We start from the raw sequence: 3,938 nt of genomic DNA, 5'->3' as shown, positions 1-3,938 counted from the left end.
ACCAGAGCCAGACCTACAGCTCGCACCCCTCGCACCAGGTGTTCCTGCGTGAGTACATGCTCGACGCCACAGGCGACCCGGTAACCACCGGGCGGCTGATCACCAACCGCGACCTGGGCGCCGATGGCAAGTTCGGCACCAGCGACGACGGCAATGGCGAAGGCGGTGGCATGGCCACCTGGGCAGTGGTCAAGGCCCAGGCCCGTGACCTGCTCGGCATCAACCTGACCGACGCCGATGTGCACAGCGTGCCGCTTCTGGCCACCGATGCTTATGGCAACTTCCTGCGTGGCCCCAACGGCATGCCGCAGGTGGTGATGCGCGTGAACAATGGCGCCGACGGCATTGCCGGCACCGCTGATGACGTCACCACGCTGGTCGAAGGCGACCGTGCCGCGCCCATCAGCCTGGCCAATGCCGTGCGCACCGGGCATGCCTTCCTCGACGACATTGCACACAACGCCGAGCCGGTGGTGGTGGGTGGGGTGTTGCAGGCCGACGCCGATACCCTGGTCGGCAATGCGCAGCCTGTGGGGCAGGGCGGCAACAACCTGACCTACGACAACGAGCTGCTCGATGCCCACTACATTGCCGGTGACGGCCGGGTCAACGAGAACATCGGCCTTACTGCCGTTCACCACGTGTTCCACTCCGAACACAACCGCCTGGTGCAGCAGACCAAGGACACCCTGCTGGCCGCAGGCGACGTGGCATTTCTCAACGAATGGCTGATCGACGATGTCACCGCCATCCCCACCACGCCCGCCGGCATCGCCGCCTTGGTATGGGACGGCGAGCGGCTGTTCCAGGCTGCCAAGTTCGGCACCGAAATGCAGTACCAGCATTTGGTGTTCGAAGAGTTCGCCCGCACCATCCAGCCGCAGATCGACGCATTCCTCGCCCCCAACGGCTACGACACGTCGATCAACCCGGCGATCCTGGCCGAGTTCGCCCATGTGGTGTACCGCTTCGGCCACTCGATGCTGACCGAAACCGTCGACCGCTTCGACCCGGCGTTCAACCCGGTATCGGGCGACCCGAACAATCCCGACCAGCAACTGGGCCTGATCGCCGCCTTCCTCAACCCCTTGGCGTTCGCCGGCAGCGGTGCCACCGCCGACGAAGCGGCGGGGGCGATCATCCGTGGCGTCACTCGCCAGCTGGGCAACGAGATCGACGAGTTCGTCACCGAGGCGTTGCGCAATAACCTGCTCGGCCTGCCGCTGGACCTGCCCGCACTGAACATCGCCCGTGGCCGCGACACCGGCATCCCCAGCCTGAACGAGGCGCGCCGCGAGTTCTACGCCGCCACCGGCGACAGCCAGCTGAAGGCCTACATCAGCTGGGTCGACTTTGCCGACCACCTCAAGCACCCGGCGTCGCTGATCAACTTCATTGCCGCCTACGGCACCCACAGCAGCATTACCGGGGCTACCACCGAAGCGGCCAAGCGCGCCGCCGCAGTGGCCCTTGTGCTTGGCGGCAGCGGTGCACCGGCTGACCGCCTGGACTTCCTCAACGGCACCGGCGCCTACGCCAACGTGACGCTGGCGGGCAAGGACGGCATCGCCGGCACGGCCGACGACATCAGCGGGGTTACCGTAACGGGCGTCGATGCCATCGACTTCTGGGTCGGCGGCCTGGCCGAGAAGAAAATGCCGTTCGGCGGCATGCTCGGCTCCAGCTTCAACTTCGTCTTCGAAACCCAGCTGGAAGCGCTGCAGAACGGCGACCGTTTCTACTACCTGTCGCGCACGGCGGGCATGAACTTCGGCACGGAGCTGGAAAACAACTCCTTCGCCAAGCTGATCATGCTCAACTCCGACGTCACCCACCTGTCCAACACCGTGTTCCTCACGCCGACCTTTACCCTTGAGGTGAACCAGGCCAACCAGTTCACCGGGCTGGGTACGGACGGCAGGGCCGACCCGACTGGCGGCATCGAGATCAACGGGGTAGAGATCGTCCCGCTGGTGATTCGCGACAACCCCGATACCGTCGGGCCAGACAGCAACTACCTGCACTACACCGGTGAAGACCACGTGGTGCTCGGCGGTACTTCCGGCAACGACATCATCATCTCCGGTGACGGTGACGATACCGTCTATGGTGATGCAGGCGACGATGTGCTGGAAGGCGGCGCTGGCAACGACGCGGTGCTGGGTGGCGCGGGCGACGACATCATCACCGATTCGTTTGGCGACAACCGCCTGGAAGGCAATGCCGGCAACGACGTGATCGTCGCCGGCAGCATGGGGGTTGCCGGCAACCTGATTCTCGGCGGTGACGGCCAGGACTTCATCATCACCACCGAGGACATCAGCACCACCTTCGGCGGCCAGGGCGACGACTTCATCCTTGGCGCCAAGACCAACCTGCCACCTACCGGCAACGAGGGCGACGACTGGATCGAGAAGGGCACCCAGGACGGTGCGCCTGGCGACAACTTCGCGCCGCTGCTGGGTGACGAAGTGGTCGGCAACGACATCTTCGTCGGTGGCGGCGGCTTTGACGAAATGATCGGCGAAGGGGGCGACGACATCTTTGTCGGCAGTGATGCCCAGGACAAGATGGACGGCATGTCCGGGTTCGACTGGGTGACCTACAAGAATGACCAGGTTGGCGTCACCGTCGACCTGAGCCTGGCCGCCCTTGCGCAGCCCCATGGCAACGCACCCAACCAGAACGCCGGTGTGTTCAACCCGGTCGGCGCCTCGCCGGCTTCCATCCTTGACCGCTTCGCCGAAGTCGAGGGCGTATCAGGCTCGAAATTCGCCGACGTGCTCAAGGGCGATGACGTCGATGCCGTGACCATCCTCAACCACGGCGGTGCCACCGGCAGTGCGCTGACCAACGTCGCGCTGATACGCGGCCTGCAGCAGTTCCTCAGCGATGCCGGGCTGCCCACCACCGGCTTTGCCACCGGCAACATCCTGCTCGGCGGCAATGGCAGCGACCTGATCGAAGGCCGTGGCGGCGATGACCTGATCGACGGTGACAAGTGGATCAACGTGCGCATCGCGGTGTATGCCGCAGGCGACGTCAACCACAGCGGCCCCGAGATCGCCAGTTTCGACAGCATGGTCGACATGATCCCGTTCATGCTTGACCGCACCTACAACCCTGGGCAGCTCAAGGCAGTACGCGAAATCCTGCCCGGCACCTCGACGGGCGGGGCTGCGTTCGACACGGCGGTGTTCTCGGGTGTGCAGAGCGAGTACGTGGTGACCCAGAACACCAAGGGTACGCTCGACGTTTCCGATGACGTCTGGACGGTGACCGATACCGTGGCCGGCCGTGACGGCATCGATACCCTGCTGCATGTCGAACGCCTGCAGTTTGCCGACAGCCAGCGCGTGCTGGTGACCGGGCTGAACGCGCAGGCTACCGGCAGCCCCACGGTCACCGATGGCAACGGCGGGGCGATCACCGTGGGCGACATGCTGACAGTGAGCGTGGCAGGTGTGCGTGATGCCGACAACATTGCTGCAGGCAACCCGCTCGGCACGCTGGCCAACAGTTCGGTGTCGTACTACTGGCAGTTCGAAGCCGACCCTGGCAGCGGTGTGTTCGAAGACATCATCCTGCTGCCAGCCGGTGACCTGGCGTTCCAGAGCGCCGATGGCACCGCGTTCAAGGTGTCGCCGGACCTGGCGGGGCTGAGCCTGCGGGTCAAGGCGATCTACCAGGACGCCCATGGCACCACGGAAGTGCTGTTCTCCCAGCCCACCGGCGTGGTCCAGCCCGGTGCGCCTGTGCTGCCGACGCCGGCCACGCCGGTGGTGGACGCGGCTGACGGTGGCGCCGGCCTGCACATGGTGCGCTCCGACCTCAACTTCATTCTTGAGCAGATCAAGATCGCCGAAGCCGATGCCCATGGGCAGGACATCCTCTCGCTGATCCCCAACATCCGCGCGCCGCTGGGCCTGCGGGCGGTG

General features: G+C 65.2%; 1 protein-coding gene. It reads left to right on the top strand.

Annotation, left to right across the window (positions count from 1 at the left end; genetic code table 11):
- The coding region (locus tag HP547_RS27660) for a peroxidase family protein (RefSeq protein WP_306140682.1) at window positions 1-3,938 on the top strand (3,938 nt) is incomplete at both ends.

Source organism: Pseudomonas sp. CM27, from assembly GCF_013179515.1.
Classification (GTDB): domain Bacteria; phylum Pseudomonadota; class Gammaproteobacteria; order Pseudomonadales; family Pseudomonadaceae; genus Aquipseudomonas.
This window is presented reverse-complemented; position numbering and strand designations above follow the sequence as displayed.